Genomic DNA, 16,549 nt, shown 5'->3' with positions numbered 1-16,549 from the left:
GCGAAACGCCCCGCACTCGGTTCGAGTGCGGGGCGTTTTCACTGCTCAGCCCATGTGCGGGTAGCGGTGGTCCGTCGGCGGGACGAACGTCTCCTTGACCGAGCGCGGGCTCACCCAGCGCTGCAGGTTGTAGATGGAGCCCGCCTTGTCGTTGGTGCCCGACGCGCGGGAGCCGCCGAAGGGCTGCTGGCCGACGACGGCGCCGGTCGGCTTGTCGTTGACGTAGAAGTTGCCCGCGCTGAATCGCAGCGCCTGGTGGGCCTGCTCGACGGCCGCGCGGTCGGTGGCGAACACCGCGCCGGTGAGCGCGTACGGGCTGGACGTGTCGACCAGCTCCAGCACCTTGGCGTACTCGGCGTCGTCGTAGACGTGGACGGCAAGGATGGGGCCGAAGTACTCGGTGGTGAACGGCTCCTGCAGCGGGTCGCTGCCCAGCAGGACCGTGGGCTGCACGAAGTAGCCGACCGAGTCGTCCGCGGCGCCGCCCGCCAGCACCTCGATGGAGCTGTTCGCCGCGGCGGCGTCCAGGGCCTTCTTGTGCTTGGCGAACGCGCGCGCGTCGATGACCGCGCCGCCGAAGTGCGAGAAGTCGGTGACGTCGCCGTAGGACAGGGTCTTGACCGTGTCGACCAGTTGCTCGCGCAGGCCGCCGTCCCACAGCGAGCGGGCGATGTAGGCGCGCGAGGCCGCGGAGCACTTCTGGCCCTGGTACTCGAACGCGCCGCGCACGAGCCCGGTGACGACCGCGGCCGGGTCCGCCGACGGGTGGGCGACGACGAAGTCCTTGCCGCCGGTCTCCCCGACGATCCTCGGGTAGGAGCGGTAGGTGTCGAGGTTCTCGGCGATCATCCGCCACAGGTGCTTGAACGTCGCCGTCGAGCCGGTGAAGTGCAGGCCCGCGAACTCGGGGTCGGTCATGGCGACCTCGCTGACGGCCTTGCCGTCGCCGGTGACGAGGTTGATCACGCCGGGGGGCAGGCCCGCGGCCTCCAGCAGGCGCATCGTGTAGTGCGCGGCCAGGCCCTGCGTGGGCGACGGCTTCCACACGACGGTGTTGCCCATCAGCGCGGGCGCGGTCGGGAGGTTGCCCGCGATGGCGGTGAAGTTGAACGGCGTGATCGCGGTGACGAACCCGTCGAGCGGGCGGTGGTCGAACCGGTTCCAGAAGCCCGGGGAGGACTGCGGCTGCTCCTCCAGGATCCGGCGGGCGAAGGCGACGTTGAACCGCCAGAAGTCGATCAGCTCGCAGGCGCTGTCGATCTCGGCCTGCTGCACGGTCTTGGACTGACCGAGCATCGTCGCGGCGTTGAGGGTGTCGCGCCAGGGGCCCGCGAGCAGGTCGGCGGCGCGCAGCAGGATGGCGGCGCGCTCGTCGAAGGGCAGGGCGCGCCAGGCGGGGGCGGCCTTCTTGGCCGCGGCGACCGCGTCGGCCACGTCGGCGTGGGTGGACTGCGCGGTGACGCCCAGGACGTGCGCGTGGTTGTGCGGCTGCACGACGTCGACGCGGTCACCGCCCGCCATCCGCTGCTCGCCGCCGATGGTCATGGTCAACTCGGCCCGCTCGCCTGCCAGCTCGGTGACGCGCCTGCTCAGCGACTCGCGACGGGCGCTGCCGGGGAGGTAGGGGTCGACCGGCTCGTTGGCCGGGGCGGGAACGGACGAAACGGCGTCCATTGTGTGGGTCGCCTCCTTATCGCGGGTGTGCGGCAGCTACATCCTGTCATGGGATGTCTACATCAGTTCCAGCAGGAACGGCAGCTCCTGCGGGGCGTACCAGGCCAGTTCGTGGTCCTCGGCATCGCCCAGGGTGAACTCGGCGTCGGGATCGCCGAGGTCGGCGGCGTCGACGACGGCCGCGGCGGCCCGCACGGCGTCCTCGGCGTCCGGGGTGTCCAGGTGGACGGCGGCCACGACCTTGAGCGGCACCGGCCCGGCCAGCTTGACCACGGCGTGGTCCAGGTCGGGGCGCAGCTCGGCGCCGTCGACGTCGGCGGAGACGACGGCCCGCCGGACCGCGGTCTCCGGGTCGGCCTCCAGCTCGGCGTTGAGCAGGCGCAGTGACGCGCGGGCGGCGTCGAGCATCGCCGCGTACTCCAGCTCCTCGTCGCCGCCGCTGGCGTACGACTCGCGCAGCGCCGGGGTCAGCGCGAACGCGGTGTTGCCGACCGCGGTCAGCTCGCCGTCGGCGTTGAGCGCCTTGAGCATGGCCACCGTCGCCGGGATGTAGACCCTCACCTGATCACGCTTTCACTAGTTCCGCCACGGATTCCCCCAGTTCCCCGGCCAGCACGTCCACATCGGACACCGAGGCCCGGTCGGCGGTGAGGCCGAAGTAGACCCCGCCGTCGTAGGAGGTGACCCCGACGGCAAGGGCGTGTCCCCTGGCCAGGGGCATGACCGGGAACACCTCGGTCATGCGCGCCCGTCCCGCGTACAGCGGGGCCTGCGGACCGGGCACGTTGGTCACCACGAGGCCAGCGCCGCGTCCCCACGCCGCCGTCCTCGCTCCTAGCGAGTGCAGCCCGCCCATGCCGCGCAGCACCGCGGCGGGCACGCCGCCGTGGCCGCGCATGGCCGCGCTGACCCGTCGGAGCCGGGCGAGCGGGTCGGGCTCGGCCACCGGCAGGTCGACCAGGCGCGCGTCAGCGCTCGGGGTGTCGCTGACCGCGACCGGCACCAGGGCGCGCACGGCGGTCAGCGGCTCGCCGCGGGTCCGCAACCAGCCCCGCAGCGCCCCGGCGACCACCGCGAGCACCACGTCGTTGACGGTACCGCCGTGGGCGGCGCGGATGTCGCGCAAGTCGCCCAGCCGGGCCCGCGCGACGGCGAAGCGGCGCGCCCGGCCGCCGCTCGCCCGCAGCGGGCCGCTCGGGCGCAGGCCCAGCGCGTCGGCCACCCGGGCGCCCGCGGCGACCACGTCGGTGACGGTGGCGCGGGCGTTCTCCACCAGCTCGGCGGGGCTGCGCAGGGTGTCGGTGACGGCGTCGGTCAGCAGCCGCACGGCGCCGGGGGGCGTGCGCGGGGTCCACGGCTCGTCGGGCTCCTCGACCGCGCCGGGCGTGCCGTCGAGCAGGACGGTGGCGAAGTCGACGGTGCGCACGCCGTCGACCAGGGCCTGGTGGGACTTGGTGACCAGCGCGACGCGCCCGCCCGCCAGGCCCTCGACCAGGTAGGCCTCCCACAGCGGCCGGGAGCGGTCCAGCGGGCGGGCCATGAGCCGGGCGACGAGGTCGAACAGCTGCTCGTCGCCGCCCGGGCGGGGCAGCGCGGAGCGGCGCACGTGGTGGGTGACGTCGAAGTCGGGGTCGTCCACCCAGACCGGCCGGGCCAGCCGCCCCGGGACCGCGGCGACGCGCTGCCGGTAGTGCGGCGCCAGCGGCAGGCGGCGCTCGACGAGCGCGAGGAGCCCCGGGTAGTCGAAGCCGGACCTGGGCCGCCGGAACACCGCGACCGACCCGACGTGCCGCGGCGTCGCCGGGTCCTCCAGCGCGAGGAGCGCGGCGTCGGCTGCGGACAGGCGGTCGGGCATGCGCCGATCCTGGCACATGCGATCCTTGTCGGCTGTGGCCTCCGACACCGCATCGCCGAAAGATCGTTTCCTGACCGTGTACGGGCGCAAGCCCGTGCTGGAAGCGCTCGCCGACCCGTCGCTGACGATCGACAAGGTGCTGCTCGCCGACAACGCCCGCGCGCCCGAGATCCTGCGCGCCGCCCGCGACCGCGGGGTGGCTGTGCACCGGGCGACGGCGCAGCGGGTGAAGGTGCTGGCGGGCAACGGCAAGCAGGACCAGGGCGTGCTGGCCGACGTCGTGGCCCCGAGGATGCGGTCGCTGTCCTCGGCGCTGGGCTCGCTGCCGCGCACCGTGCTGCTGCTGGACGGCATCACCACGCCCGCCAACGTCGGGATGATCCTGCGCACGGCCACGGCGGCGGGCGTGGGCGGCATCGTCGTGCCCCGGCGCGGGGTGGCGGGCCTGGACCCGCTGGTGGTGAAGGCGTCGGCGGGCGTGGCGTTCACCGCGCCGGTGCTGCGCTGCTACACGGCCGTCGAGGCGGCGACGTCGTTGCGCTCGGCGGGCTATCCGCTGGTGGGCCTGGCCGCCGACGCGCGCAGGACGGTGTTCGCCGCGGACCTGCCGTCCCGGTGCGCGTACGTGCTGGGCGGGGAGACCCACGGCGTGTCCCCCGAGGTCCGCGACCTGGTGACCGACTGGGTGTCGATCCCCATGGCGGGCGGGGTGGAGTCGCTGAACGTGGCCAGCGCCGCGGCGGTCCTGTGCTTCGAGCTGGTGCGGCGGTCACAGGTCGAGCAGGACCGCTAGCTCCTCCACAGTGGACTCGACCGCGGTGTGGTGCACGCCGGTCATGCCCACGGCGACGGCTCCGCGCACGTACGCGGCCACGTCATCGACGTACACGCATCTGCTGGGGGCTACTCGAATCCGGTTAGCGGCAAGCTCGTAGATCCGCGGGTCGGGCTTGCCGAACCCGACCTCGCCGGACACGACCACGGCGTCGAACACCGCCGGAAGCCCGCGGGGAACATAGTCCGCATTGGACAGCAGCGCCACGCGCAGACCTTTGGCACGCACCACATCCACGACTGCGGCGACCCCGGGATCGGTGTACGTGCCCGCGTAGTCGACCACCAACGCCTCGTACATCAGCTGACCTTCCGGGGCCTGAACCGAGACCGGGTGGACGGCGTGTCCCGCCGTCCACCCGGTCCGCCGACGTCGGTCAGCGGCGCTTCTTGCCGCCCTTCTTGGCCTGCTCGCGGGCGGCCTGACGGCGCTCGCGGCGGGTGCCCGCCGCCGAGGCCGCTGCCGCGCCGTTGCCCTCGCTGTGGGAGACCACGCCGCCGCCCTCGGCCGGGCCGGAGTAGCTCAGCCGCTGGGGGGCCTGCGGGGCGCCGCCGAGGTTGCGCAGGGCCGCGGGCACCTGGTCGGTGTTGGTCGAGGCCGCGGCGCGCTGGGCGGCAGCGGCCTCGGCGGCGGCCTGGGCGCGGGCCTGGCGGGCGGCCAGCTCGGCCTGCCTTGCCGCGGCGGCCGGGTCCTGGCGGACCTGCGGCAGGGCGCTCGGGGCGGTCGTGAGCTGCACGTTCGGCGGCGGCGCCTGCTCCTGGGCCTCCACCTTCACGTTGAACAGGAAGGTGACCGTCTCCTCCTTGAGGGCCTCCAGCATCGTCCCGAACATCTCGTAGCCCTCGCGCTGGTACTCGATGAGCGGGTCGCGCTGGGCCATCGCGCGCAGGCCGATGCCCTCCTTGAGGTAGTCCATCTCGTAGAGGTGCTCGCGCCACTTGCGGTCCAGCACCGAGAGCATGACCCGGCGCTCCAGCTCGCGCATGGCGCCGGGGCCGACGCGGCCGTCGATGTCGGCCTCGCGGGCCCGGTAGGCCTCCAGCGCATCCTTGGTGAGGACCTCGTGCAGGTACTCGTGGTCGAGGTCGCGGCCGTCGCTCTCGGCCTGGTCGACCAGGCCCTCCCAGGTGAGGGTGATCGGGTAGAGGGCCTTGAGCGCGGTCCACAGCTTGCCGTGGTCCCAGTCCTCGGCGTAGCCCTCCGCGGTCGCGCCCGTGACGTACGCGCCGACCACGTCGGTGATCATGTGCTCGACCTGGTCGTGCATGTCCTCGCCCTTGAGGATCCGCAGGCGCTCGGCGTAGATCACCTTGCGCTGCTTGTTCATGACCTCGTCGTACTTGAGGACGTTCTTGCGGATCTCGTAGTTCTGCTGCTCGACCTGGGTCTGCGCGCTCTTGATCGCGCGGGTGACCATCTTGGCCTCGATGGGCTGGTCGTCGGGCACGTTGAGCATGGTCATGACCCGCTCGACCATCGCGGCGTTGAACCGGCGCATGAGCTCGTCGCCCAGGGACAGGTAGAACCGGGACTCGCCCGGGTCGCCCTGGCGGCCGGAGCGGCCGCGCAGCTGGTTGTCGATGCGGCGCGACTCGTGGCGCTCGGTGCCCAGCACGTAGAGCCCGCCCGCCTCGCGGACCGCCTCGCGCTCGGCCTCGACCTCCTTCTCCGCCTTCTCCAGCGCGGCGGGCAGCGCGGCGCGCCACTCCTCGGAGTCCGGCTCGAGGCCGCGGTTGCGCAGCTCCTCCTCGGCCAGGTGCTGCGGGTTGCCGCCGAGCATGATGTCGGTGCCTCGACCGGCCATGTTGGTGGCGACGGTGACCGCGCCCTTGTGGCCTGCCAGCGCGACGATCGACGACTCCCGCGCGTGGTGCTTGGCGTTGAGGACGTTGTGCGGGATGGACATCTTCGTCAGCAGCTTGGACAGGTACTCCGAGCGCTCGACGCTGGTGGTGCCGACCAGGACCGGCTGGCCCTTCTCGTGCCGCTCGGCGATGTCCTCGGCGACCGCGAGGAACTTGGCCTCTTCGGTCTTGTAGATCAGGTCGGCCTGGTCGACGCGGATCATCGGCTTGTTGGTGGGGATGGGCACCACGCCGAGCTTGTAGGTGTTGTGGAACTCCGCGGCCTCGGTCTCGGCGGTGCCGGTCATGCCCGCGAGCTTGTTGTAGAGGCGGAAGTAGTTCTGCAGGGTGATCGTGGCCAGCGTCTGGTTCTCGGCCTTGATCTCCACCTTCTCCTTGGCCTCGATGGCCTGGTGCATGCCCTCGTTGTAGCGGCGGCCCGCGAGGATGCGGCCGGTGAACTCGTCGACGATGAGGACCTCGCCGTCGCGGACGACGTAGTCCTTGTCGCGCTTGTAGAGCTCCTTGGCCTTGAGGGCGTTGTTCAGGTAGCCGACCAGCGGGGTGTTGGAGGCGTCGTAGAGGTTCTCGATGCCGAGCTGGTCCTCGATGAAGGCGACGCCCTTCTCGCTGACGCCGACCGTGCGCTTGCGCTCGTCGACCTCGTAGTGGACGTCGCGCTTCATCATCGGGATCAGCCGGGCGAACTCCTGGTACCAGCGGCTGGACTGGTCGGCCGGGCCGGAGATGATCAGCGGCGTGCGGGCCTCGTCGATGAGGATCGAGTCGACCTCGTCGACGATGGCGAAGTTGTGCTCGCGCTGGACCATGTCGTCCAGGTTGTGCGCCATGTTGTCGCGCAGGTAGTCGAAGCCGAACTCGTTGTTGGTGCCGTAGGTGACGTCGCAGTTGTACGCGGCCCGGCGCTGGTCGGGCGTCATGTCGTTGAGGATGACGCCGACCTTGAGGCCGAGGAAGCGGTGCACGCGGCCCATCCACTCGGCGTCACGGCGGGCGAGGTAGTCGTTGGTCGTGACGACGTGCACGCCCTTGCCGGAGATGGCGTTGAGGTAGGCGGGCAGGACACAGGTCAGGGTCTTGCCCTCACCGGTCTTCATCTCGGCGACCTGGCCGAGGTGGAGCGCGGCCCCGCCCATGAGCTGGACCTCGAACGGGCGCTGGTTGAGCACGCGCCTGGCCGCCTCGCGCGCCGTGGCGAACGCCTCGGGCAGCAGGTCGTCGAGGTCCTCGCCCGCCTCGTGGCGCTGGCGGAACTCCTCGGTCTTGGCGGCCAGCTCCTCGTCGGTCAGGCCGACGAAGTCGTCCTCCAGCGAGTTGATGTGCGCTGCGATGGTGCGCAGCCGCTTGAGCATCTTGCCCTCGCCAGCGCGCAGGATTCGGGACAGCACCATCCGGTCGACCTCGCTCGTAGTTCGTTTCGTGCGCCCGCTCACACGGAGCGCTCCTGTCCGCCATCGTAGGCAACCCGCAGCTCGACGCGCAGGCCGCTCTCCTGGGACCAACGGTCCGAGCACGCACATGGTTCCGCGGTCCGTTTACCACTCGGGTTCCAACACTGTGGATAAGGGCCTGACCTGTGGATAACTTGCTCGGGCGGGTCGCGGGCGGGGGCAATCTGGAGCCATGAACATCGTGCTCCTGGTGCTTGACCTGCTGTTTCCCCGCCGCTGCGCGGGCTGCTCCCGCCGCGGGACGGCGTGGTGCCCGACCTGCCATGCAGGCACGGCCGGGCTGGTGGCTGTCCACCGGACGCTCCTGGCGGGCACCCGCGCGTACGCGGCGACGGCGTACACGGGCCCGGCCCGCAGGCTGGTGGTGGCGTACAAGGAGCGCCGCCGCCGCGAGCTGGCCAGACCCATCGGCCTGATCCTGGCCGACGCCGTCCCCCGCGTCCTGGCCCGCGAGGGCCTGGGCTCCCGCTGCTGGCTGGTCCCGGCCCCCTCCCGCCCGGCCGCCCTGCGCAAACGCGGCGGCAACCACGTCACCCTGGCGGCGGCCCACACGGCGCGCAGCCTCCGCACCCGCGGCCTGTCCGTCGAGGTGGCCCCGGTCCTCCACCTCCGCCGAGGCACCCGCGACTCGGTGGGCCTGACCCCGGAGGCCCGCTTGTCCAACCTCCGCCACCGCGTCCGGGTCCGCGGCCCCCTCCCACCCCCCGACACCCCCGTCCTGTTCATCGACGACGTCATCACCACCGGCGCAACCGCCGCCACCTGCGTCTCCGCCCTACGCGCCGCAGGAGCCCAGGTAGCCGCCACCCTCACCCTCACCGCCACCGTCTAACCCCGGCCGCGAGCCCACCCCGCTAGCCCCACCCGCCCACCAACCCCTAGCCCCAATCTCCACACGAAAGGAGGCACCCTCGACGAACCCACCGCCCAGCGAAAGCGGGCACAACAGAAAACAGGCGCATGCGACGCCAGCCGGAGCGGCCCAGGGCCCAGACGGCACGACCAGCGAGCCATTGGGTCACGGCAGCCGGTGGGCCAGCGGGTCACTGCGGCCAGCGGGCCGGCGGACCAGCGCGGGCGGCCAGCGGGGCCAGCGCGGCCAGCGGACCAGCGCAGGCGGCCAGCGCGGCCAGCGGACCAGCGCAGGCGGCCAGCGCGGCCAGCAGGGCCAGCGGGGCCAGCGCGGTTGACTGGCCGACCTGAGCGGCCCGGATGGCCCGGCGCCCGCCGGGCCAGGGCCAGGGCCAGGGCCAGCCTGGCCGCCGCCCGAGTTGCTGGCGACCCGGGAGGTCCGACTGGCTGGGTTCCCGAACGGCCCAGGCGGTGCCCGGGCGGCCAAAGGTCCACGACCTTGCGACCCCGAGCGACCTCCCCACCTCGGGTTTGCTGGCGACGCCAGCCGACCTCGCGACGCCAAGTTGCGTGGCGACCTCGAGCTGCGCGGTGTCGTCGGGCTGCCTGGTGCCCTGGGGCTGCCTGGTGCCCTCGGGCTGCCTGGTGCACCCGGGCTGCCTGGAGGGCGGCTGCGGGCCGGGCTGCCACGTGAGCGGGTCTGCCATGTGGCTGGCTGGGCTGCCACGTGAGCGGGCTGCCAGCGGGGGCGTGGGCTGCGTGCTGCAGGGCTGGGCGCGGACATGAGCTGCGGGCTGGCTTGGCCTCGTCTGGCTCGGCTGGACAGTCGTGGGTGGTGCTGGGTGGAGGCGAGGGCGGGGCTCCTTCCGCACGGTGCCGGGCGGGCGGTCTGAGGTAGGCGTGGGGCGGGTTGTGGTGTGAAACCGGTGCGAAAAGGGGAAAGGCGGGCGGATTCGCCCACTCCACTTCGGTCCGTCCGTATCTGCAATGCGGGAGTGCTCCCACATGCCGGGAATCGGCCATGCACCCACAAGAGTGAACCCAGGGCGGGAACCTTCTGGGCGTGCCGTCCGTTGGCCGGTTATGAGCCGCCGAATGGGTTTGGGCGTGGGGCCGGTGGATGGGCCGCGCGGGTCGTTCGGGGGTGGGTGGTACTACATCGGAGCGCGCTGTGCCAGGGGCCATCGTGGTGAACGGGGATACACCCGTCCGGCGTCGTCGCTGGCGGGAGGGCCTTGGGGAGCTGCGGGGTTGTTGCGGCGCGTGACTTTTCGGTTGCCGGGGATGTCCCCCGCCGAGGGGGCTGTTGCTGAACCGAAACCCGGGCTACCGTCGTGCGCTATCAGCGTTCCCGGTTGGCGGGGAGGAGGCGAGGAGCCCATGACCCTGGCGCCGGAGGTGGTGTGACCGCCCGTCTGGAGTCCGATCCAGAACATGTCCGGCGCCGCTTCACGACAATCGGCTCTGATCAATCCCAGCGAGGGAGGTCGTGTATGGACATCGTGGTTAAAGGTCGTAACGTCGAGGTGCCCGATCACTACCGGGTGCACGTCGAGGACAAGCTCAGCCGGATGGAACGGTATGACCGCAAGGTCATCCGCTTCGATGTCGAGCTGTACCACGAGCCCAACCGCAGGCAGCACAAGAACTGCCAGCGCGTCGAGATCACCGGCAAGGGCAGGGGCCCTGCCGTCCGGGCCGAGGCCTGCGCGGGCGATTTCTACGCCGCGTTGGACATGGCCGTCACCAAGCTGGAGAACCGGATGCGACGCCTGCACGACCGCAGGCGCGTGCACTACGGGCGCCGCAGCCCGGCCTCGGTGGCCGAGGCGACGTCCGAGATCAACGGCAAGCGCGTCGCCGTGCTCGACGCGCCGACCTACGAGAGCGCCGCCGACGTGCCCGAGCAGCGCTTCGACGAGGCGAATGAGAACCTCCCCGGGCGGGTGGTGCGGGAGAAGGAGCACCCCGCCAAGCCCATGACCGTTGACCAGGCCCTCTACGAGATGGAACTCGTGGGCCACGACTTCTACCTCTTCGCCGACGCCGACTCCGGCCAGCCCTGCGTCGTGTACCGCCGCAAGGGCTTCGACTACGGCGTCATCAAGCTGGTCTGACCTCCGCGAGCGCGGGTCCCGGGGTCGGCGCCCGACCCCGGGATCCGCGCTACCCGGGATAGAACGGCCGCGAGTCCGGCCCGCCCGCCCGATCGCTGAGCCAGACCTTGCCCGGGTCGGCCGTCGACCAGATGCCCGCCTTGTCGGTGACGATGACCGGGCGGCTCGGCGCGGCGGTGATCGAGGTGACCGGCGGCGACAGCGTCGAGCTCATGTACGGCGTGTAGTCGAAGCCGTCCAGCGGCATCGACACCACCGGCAGCGACGGCAGGTGGGTGGCAGCGACCAGGACGGTGCGCTCGCTCCAGTCCAGCCCGACGACGCTGCGGACGGTGCCGAGCTGCAGGGTGCGGGGCGCGCGGATCGTCACCGACTCCTCCGAGCGCACGATGGACGCCACCTTGACCTCGCCGTTGACGACCGCGGCCAGCCGGACGCCGTCGCGGGACAGGCGCAGCTCGGTGATGCGGCCGCGGTCCCTGGTCAGGTCGGAGGCGTCGACGGCGAACACGGTCCAGCGGTTGTCGGCCGCGCGGACGGCGCGGACCACCAGGGTCTCGTTGACCACCGTCCACACCTCGTTGCCGCTCTCGTCGCGCGAGTTGCCGGGCATCCAGGTCGGACGGGTGAGCGAGGTGGCGTCGTCCAGCGGGATCTCCTGCAGCTCCCGGTTGATCGGCCCGATCCGCAGCCGCGCCCCGCCGGGCACGTGCTCCACCACCGCGAGGTGGCTGCCGTCGAGCGACTGCGCGCCGCTGACCAGGTTGTAGGCGCCCGCCCCCGCCGGGCCCTCGATGGGCCGCCCGTCGGCCAGGGTGATCACCCTGCGGTTGTCCACGGCCAGGCCGGTCAGCTCGGGCTTGGGGCTGGCGAGCCCGTCATAGGTGGGCACGTCCGCGGCCTGCCAGTCCTGCCGGTCCGGGATGAGCGCGCTGCCGGTGTCGAGGATCCGCAGCTTGTTGAGGGTGACGCCGCTGAGCGAGTTGACGATCTGGGCGACCATCTGCTTGTGCTCCTCCGGCGATCTCTCCTCCACATTGGTCAGGTTGATCCGGATCGCGCCGTCGCTGTCCTGCACGACGTTGGTGTGCAGCTGCACGCCCTCCAGCGTGGACACCACCGCGTCCTTCAGGCCGTCCGACGGGCCCGCGAGCAGCAGCTCGACGACCCGGGCCTCCATGCTCTCGCTCGGCTCGTTGGCCACCCACCTCGGGTCCGGCACGAGCACCCGCCGCGCCGGGTCGAAGAACTGCAGGTTGACCCGCCGGTACGCGGCCTCGAACCGGATCTTGGTGAGCAGCTGGTACGGCGGCGGCTGGGCGATGCGCCACTGCTGGTCGGCCTGGCGGCGCACGACCAGCTTGTCCTCGCGCGGCTGCACCTGCGGGTAGAAGCTGCCGTCGGGCTTCAGCTCGCCGATCTGGGTGGTGCCCAGGGTCAGGTGCAGGACGTCGGGGTTGGGGCCGTCCGGGGAGGGCCCCCGGTCGATCTCCGGGCGGTAGGTGGGGTTGTTCTGGACGATGATGGGCTGGTCGTGGCTCGGCCAGGTGGCCGCGGCCTCCTCGGTGAGGTAGGTCTTGGCCGCGGCGATGTTGTCGGCCGCGTCCAGGAAGTCCTGCACCAGGGTGAACGGGTCCACTCCCGCGCGCGGGCCGCTGATGCGGTCGGGCGCCTCGCCCGGGTTCTCCAGCATCACCCTCGGCGGGGTGTCGGCCGGGATGGTCGCGCAGCTCGCGAGCGACGCGAGGACGAGCAGGGCCAGCACGGCACGGGTCACGGCAGCGCCTCCTCAACGACGGGGGCCTCGGCGGGCGGCAGCGGCAGCGGGCTCCGCGCATACTCCCCGCCCTGGCGTCGGGGGACGGTGAGGCGGAAGCAGGCGCCCTCGCCCGGCTCGCCCCACGCGTCCAGCCCGCCGCCGTGCAGCCGGGCGTCCTCCAGGCTGATGGCCAGGCCCAGCCCGGTGCCGCCGGTCTGCCGGTTGCGCGAGGCGTCGGCGCGCCAGAACCGGTTGAACACCAGCTCGGCCTCGCCCGGCCGCAGGCCGACGCCGTGGTCGCGCACGGTCACGGCCACCGCGTCGTCGTCGGCGGCCATGCGCAGCTCGACGGGCTTGCCGTCGGCGTGGTCGACGGCGTTGCCGAGCAGGTTGCGCAGGATGCGCTCGATGCGCCGCGGCTCGACCTCGGCGACGACGCGCTCGTCGGGCAGGTCGAGGACCAGTTCGGTGCCGGTGTTGCGGGCGATGACGCGGACGGAGTCGACCGCCCGGCGGACGATGTCGCGCAGGTCGGTCTCGTCGGCGACGAGTTCCTCGACGCCCGCGTCGAGCCGGGAGATCTCCAGCAGGTCGGCCAGCAGCGTCTCGAACCGGTCCAGCTCGTCGACCAGCAGCTCGGTGGAGCGGGCCAGGCCCGCGGGGAACTGCTTGCGCGAGGCGTGGAGCACGTCGGCGGCCATCCGCACGGTGGTCAGCGGGGTGCGCAGCTCGTGGGAGACGTCGGAGGTGAACCGGCGCTGCAGCTGGCCGAACTCCTCCAGCTGGCGGATCTGGCGCTCGATGCTCTCGGCCATCTCGTTGTAGGACTGCGCCAGCCGGGCCACGTCGTCCTCGCCGACGACGACCATGCGCTCGTCCAGCTCGCCGTCGGCGAAGCGCTCGGCGGCCCTGGCCGCGCGTCGCACCGGCATGACGACCTGGCGGGTGACCAGGTTGGTGATGCCCGCCAGCAGCGCCAGCAGCACTAGCCCGCCGACGATCAGGGTGTTCTGCACGACGTTGACCGTGCTCTGCTCGCTGTCGAGCGGGTAGAGCATGTAGAGCTGCACGGACGGCGGCGACGACGTGACGGTCGTGCCCATGATCAGGTAGGTGACCGGGGCGCCGTCGCGCATGACGGTGTGGTTCTGCCCGATGATCTGGCCCTGCGCGTTGCGCACGAACCGGCGCATCTCCTCGGGCACGTCCTCGTAGGTGCCCGCCTTCGCGACCGTCCCGTCGGCGGCGTGGCTGGCCAGGACCGGCTCGAACGCGCCCGCGGAGCCCGTGCTGCCGCCGGACTCGTCCGGCGCGGAGCTGGTGAGCTTGTTCAGCGCGCTCTGCAGCTTGCTGCCCAGGTCCGAGGTGGTGGGGGTGAGCCCGGCCAGCTCGCGCTCCGCGGTCTGGGCCAGGTTGCGGGTCTGCTGCGAGGCCGCGCTCTCCTTGACCGCGACGAGCTGCAGGGTGATCTGGCTCTGCAGGACCATGCCGAGCACGAAGATCACCGCCGAGCCCAGCGCGAGCGTGCTGACCACCACCCGCAGTTGCAGCGACCGGCGCCAGAGCAGGCCGAAGGTGACCGAACGCCGCCTGGCAGCGGCGACGAGCCGGGCCACAGCCGCGACCGAGGCCCGCGCCCGCCGCTCCAGGAAAGCGGTCACCGCCCCATCACGGCGGGCCCGCCTTGTACCCGACCCCGCGGACCGTCAGCACCACCTCGGGGTGCTCGGGGTCGCGCTCGACCTTGGACCGCAGCCGCTGCACGTGCACGTTGACCAGCCGGGTGTCGGCCGCGTGGCGGTAGCCCCAGACCTGCTCCAGCAGCACCTCGCGGGTGAACACCTGGCGCGGCTTGCGGGCCAGCGCGACCAGCAGGTCGAACTCCAGCGGGGTGAGCTGGATGGCCTTGCCGTCGCGGGTGACCTCGTGCCCGGGCACGTCGATGGTGAGGTCGCCGATGGCCAGCACCTCGGCGGGCTCGGACTCGGTGCGGCGCAGCCGGGCGCGCACGCGGGCGACGAGCTCCTTGGGCTTGAACGGCTTGACCACGTAGTCGTCCGCGCCGGACTCCAGGCCCAGCACGATGTCGACGGTGTCGCTCTTGGCCGTCAGCATGACGATCGGCACGCCGGACTCGCCCCGGATGGCCTTGCAGACGTCGATGCCGTTCATCCCGGGCAGCATCAGGTCCAGCAGGACCAGATCCGGTTTCAGCTCGCGCAGCGCGGGCAGCGCCCGGGAGCCGTCGCCCACCACCGCGGTGTCGAAGCCTTCGCCGCGCAGCACGATGGTCAGCATCTCGGCCAGGGCGGGGTCGTCGTCCACAACCAGCACACGTGCCTTCATGGAGACATATTCGCACTGGTGGGCGCGGGCGTGTCGACCGCCCGTGCGGATCAGCCCAGCAGGGCCGCGGCGAGCGCGACGGCGTCGGCCCCGTCCACCGCGTGCCACGGCGACAGCCAGTGCTCGGCCGCGAGCTGGTCGTAGACGGCCGCGCAGCGGGCCTGCAGGCCGCCGTCGACCTCCCAGGTGTCGCGGGTCTGCGCCTCGGTGCTCTCCCGGCCCTGGGTGCGCTCGGCGGCCACCTCGGGGGCCACGCGCAGCAGCACCTGGGCGGTGGGCACGGGCAGGCCGAACCGCTCGATCTCGATGGCGCGGACCCACTCGACGAAGGCGCCGTGGGCGTCCTCGTGCAGCCGGGCGGCTCCGTAGGCGGCGTTGGAGGCGACGTAGCGGTCGAGCAGGACGACGTCGTGGGCCCCGAGGTCGGCCAGCAGGTCGTCGCGGGCGCCGAGGCGGTCGAGGGCGTAGAGCACGCCCATGCCGTAGACCTCGTCGCCGAGGCCGCCGAGCCTGCCGTAGAGGCCGTCGCGCACCAGGTCGGCGGTCACCGAGCGGCCGTACCGGGGGAAGGCGTGCACCACGACGCTCGCGCCGTGGTCGGCGAACGCGGCGACGAGCTTGTCCGACAGCGTGCGCTTGCCCGCGCCGTCCAGCCCCTCGATCACGATGAGTCGACCCACGCCGCAACCCTAGTGTCCCGACACGGGCGTGTTCCTCGGCGGCTAGACCGCCGTCGCCAGGTCCAGGTACAGCGGGTCGGCGGCGAACGGGTCGCGGACGGCCAGGGCGCCCGCGGTGCGGGCGCACAGGGCGCGGATCTCGGCGGGCGTGAGGCCGAGCCGGTTGAGCAGGCGGGCCAGCTGCTCGCGCCACACGCCGAGCCAGTCGCCGGTGGGCGCGGCCTCGGCCTGCCCCTCGGCCGCGCGCCGGGCGCGGCGCACGGCGTTGGTCCAGCGGACGATGGCGTGGTCGCGGGTGCGGGCCAGGCGGTCCCAGCGCACGTCCAGCGCGGCCCCGGCGGGCGGGCCGCCGCCGAGCCACGCCGCGGTGGCCGGGCGGTCCATGCGCAGGGCGTGCGCGGTGGCCATGATCAGCTCGGTCGCGGCGGTGAGCTTGGCGTCCCCGGCAGCCAGGGTGGTCACGGCCAGCTCGGTGCCCCGGCAGAACACGTCCTCGGCGGGGGCGGCCGGGCCGAGCCGGTCCTGGTCGACGCCGTGCTCGGCCTCGGCGACGTCGGCGGCCACCCGGGCGAGGTCGGCGCGCAGCGACTGGACGGCGCACCAGTCGGCCCCGCGCAGGCCCACGACCAGGACGTCGTCGGCGCGCTGGTAGTACCAGTCGGCGAGGTGGCCCGCCATGCGCCTGCCGTCGAGCAGGGGACGGGCGTGGTCGACGATGAAGCGGTCGAGGTCGTCGGCGCGGCACTGCACGGCGGACCATGACCGGGTGCGCGGCAGGGGTGCTGCGGTGCGGGTCATCCGATCTCCTCCTTCACCGTCCGTCCAGTTGGGACGGACGCACGGAGCGGTACCCCAGCCATGATGTCCCCCCGGGCTGACGGGCACCTGACTCACGCCGGGACAGGACCGAACCATCACATCGATGTGCCCGCCGTCACATCTCCCGGCATGCGCAACCCCGCCGCGGGCGGCGGCTCCCCCAACCGTCGCCCGCGGCGGCAGCCCACCCCCCGGGGCGGTCCGCGGTCCGGCACGCCCCTGCGCGCACCGGAACTATGCAAGTTCGCCCATAAGACCGATCTTGTTACCAGTATGAGACGTACATCACAAACAAA

General features: G+C 72.5%; 13 protein-coding genes. 3 read left to right on the top strand and 10 right to left on the bottom strand.

The window, feature by feature from the left end; genetic code table 11:
- Nucleotides 1–45: 45 nt before the first annotated feature.
- Genes pruA through IEY98_RS09410 form a run of 3 tightly spaced genes read right to left on the bottom strand, consistent with a single transcriptional unit; the run spans nucleotide 46 to nucleotide 3,529 of the window.
- Complete coding sequence (pruA, locus tag IEY98_RS09420; RefSeq protein WP_189209820.1) at nucleotides 46–1,674, bottom strand: L-glutamate gamma-semialdehyde dehydrogenase; 1,629 nt, start codon at nucleotides 1,672–1,674, stop codon at nucleotides 46–48.
- A 57-nt stretch (nucleotides 1,675–1,731) separates the two neighbouring features.
- Nucleotides 1,732–2,235 carry a DUF6912 family protein gene (locus tag IEY98_RS09415; RefSeq protein WP_189209819.1) on the bottom strand — a complete coding sequence of 168 codons (504 nt, stop codon included), beginning with the start codon at nucleotides 2,233–2,235 and terminating at the stop codon, nucleotides 1,732–1,734.
- 4 nt (nucleotides 2,236–2,239) lie between these two features.
- Nucleotides 2,240–3,529 (bottom strand): wax ester/triacylglycerol synthase family O-acyltransferase, encoded by a 1,290-nt coding sequence (locus IEY98_RS09410; protein WP_189209818.1) that lies wholly within the window; start codon nucleotides 3,527–3,529, stop codon nucleotides 2,240–2,242.
- 34 nt (nucleotides 3,530–3,563) lie between these two features.
- Between IEY98_RS09410 and IEY98_RS09405 the strand changes: the two genes are divergently transcribed.
- The gene (locus IEY98_RS09405; RefSeq protein WP_229786701.1) at nucleotides 3,564–4,322 is read left to right on the top strand and encodes a TrmH family RNA methyltransferase; all 759 of its coding nucleotides are present in this window, start codon (nucleotides 3,564–3,566) and stop codon (nucleotides 4,320–4,322) included.
- On the opposite strand, the gene IEY98_RS09400 is transcribed toward IEY98_RS09405, so the two are convergent.
- Both IEY98_RS09400 and secA read right to left on the bottom strand, forming a co-directional pair.
- Nucleotides 4,299–4,667, bottom strand: coding sequence for an HAD-IA family hydrolase (locus IEY98_RS09400; RefSeq protein ID WP_268244571.1), 369 nt, complete (start codon nucleotides 4,665–4,667; stop codon nucleotides 4,299–4,301). The genes IEY98_RS09405 and IEY98_RS09400 overlap by 24 nt on opposite strands.
- A gap of 73 nt (nucleotides 4,668–4,740) precedes the next feature.
- A complete protein-coding gene (secA, locus tag IEY98_RS09395) occupies nucleotides 4,741–7,620 on the bottom strand; it encodes a preprotein translocase subunit SecA (RefSeq protein WP_189209815.1) in 2,880 nt (959 codons plus the stop codon).
- Between the two features lie 232 nt (nucleotides 7,621–7,852).
- Here secA and IEY98_RS09390 point away from each other — a divergent pair, with 232 nt between their 5' ends.
- Together IEY98_RS09390 and hpf are read left to right on the top strand one after the other, a co-directional pair.
- Entirely contained in the window at nucleotides 7,853–8,512 is a 660-nt protein-coding gene (locus tag IEY98_RS09390) for a ComF family protein (RefSeq protein WP_189209814.1), read from the top strand.
- A 1,513-nt stretch (nucleotides 8,513–10,025) separates the two neighbouring features.
- Entirely contained in the window at nucleotides 10,026–10,649 is a 624-nt protein-coding gene (gene hpf / locus IEY98_RS09385; protein ID WP_189209813.1) for a ribosome hibernation-promoting factor, HPF/YfiA family, read from the top strand.
- Between the two features lie 49 nt (nucleotides 10,650–10,698).
- Here hpf and IEY98_RS09380 read toward each other — a convergent pair whose 3' ends face one another.
- Genes IEY98_RS09380 through IEY98_RS09360 form a run of 5 tightly spaced genes read right to left on the bottom strand, consistent with a single transcriptional unit; the run spans nucleotide 10,699 to nucleotide 16,232 of the window.
- Nucleotides 10,699–12,426, bottom strand: coding sequence for an LpqB family beta-propeller domain-containing protein (locus tag IEY98_RS09380; protein ID WP_189209812.1), 1,728 nt, complete (start codon nucleotides 12,424–12,426; stop codon nucleotides 10,699–10,701).
- Entirely contained in the window at nucleotides 12,423–14,069 is a 1,647-nt protein-coding gene (gene mtrB, locus IEY98_RS09375; RefSeq protein ID WP_189209811.1) for an MtrAB system histidine kinase MtrB, read from the bottom strand. The genes IEY98_RS09380 and mtrB overlap by 4 nt, the downstream gene beginning before the upstream one ends.
- Before the next feature lie 7 nt (nucleotides 14,070–14,076).
- Complete coding sequence (gene mtrA / locus IEY98_RS09370; RefSeq protein WP_189209810.1) at nucleotides 14,077–14,754, bottom strand: MtrAB system response regulator MtrA; 678 nt, start codon at nucleotides 14,752–14,754, stop codon at nucleotides 14,077–14,079.
- Nucleotides 14,755–14,804: 50 nt separating this feature from the next.
- On the bottom strand, nucleotides 14,805–15,434 hold the full coding sequence (locus tag IEY98_RS09365) for a dTMP kinase (RefSeq protein ID WP_189209809.1): 630 nt from the start codon (nucleotides 15,432–15,434) through the stop codon (nucleotides 14,805–14,807).
- Between the two features lie 42 nt (nucleotides 15,435–15,476).
- Nucleotides 15,477–16,232 carry a lantibiotic dehydratase C-terminal domain-containing protein gene (locus IEY98_RS09360; protein WP_189209808.1) on the bottom strand — a complete coding sequence of 252 codons (756 nt, stop codon included), beginning with the start codon at nucleotides 16,230–16,232 and terminating at the stop codon, nucleotides 15,477–15,479.
- Nucleotides 16,233–16,549 lie beyond the last annotated feature (317 nt).

Source organism: Actinokineospora fastidiosa (genome assembly GCF_014648415.1).
Taxonomy (GTDB): domain Bacteria; phylum Actinomycetota; class Actinomycetes; order Mycobacteriales; family Pseudonocardiaceae; genus Actinokineospora; species Actinokineospora fastidiosa.
Note: the sequence above shows the minus strand (reverse complement) of the source record. Positions and strands in the feature narration are given on the sequence as shown.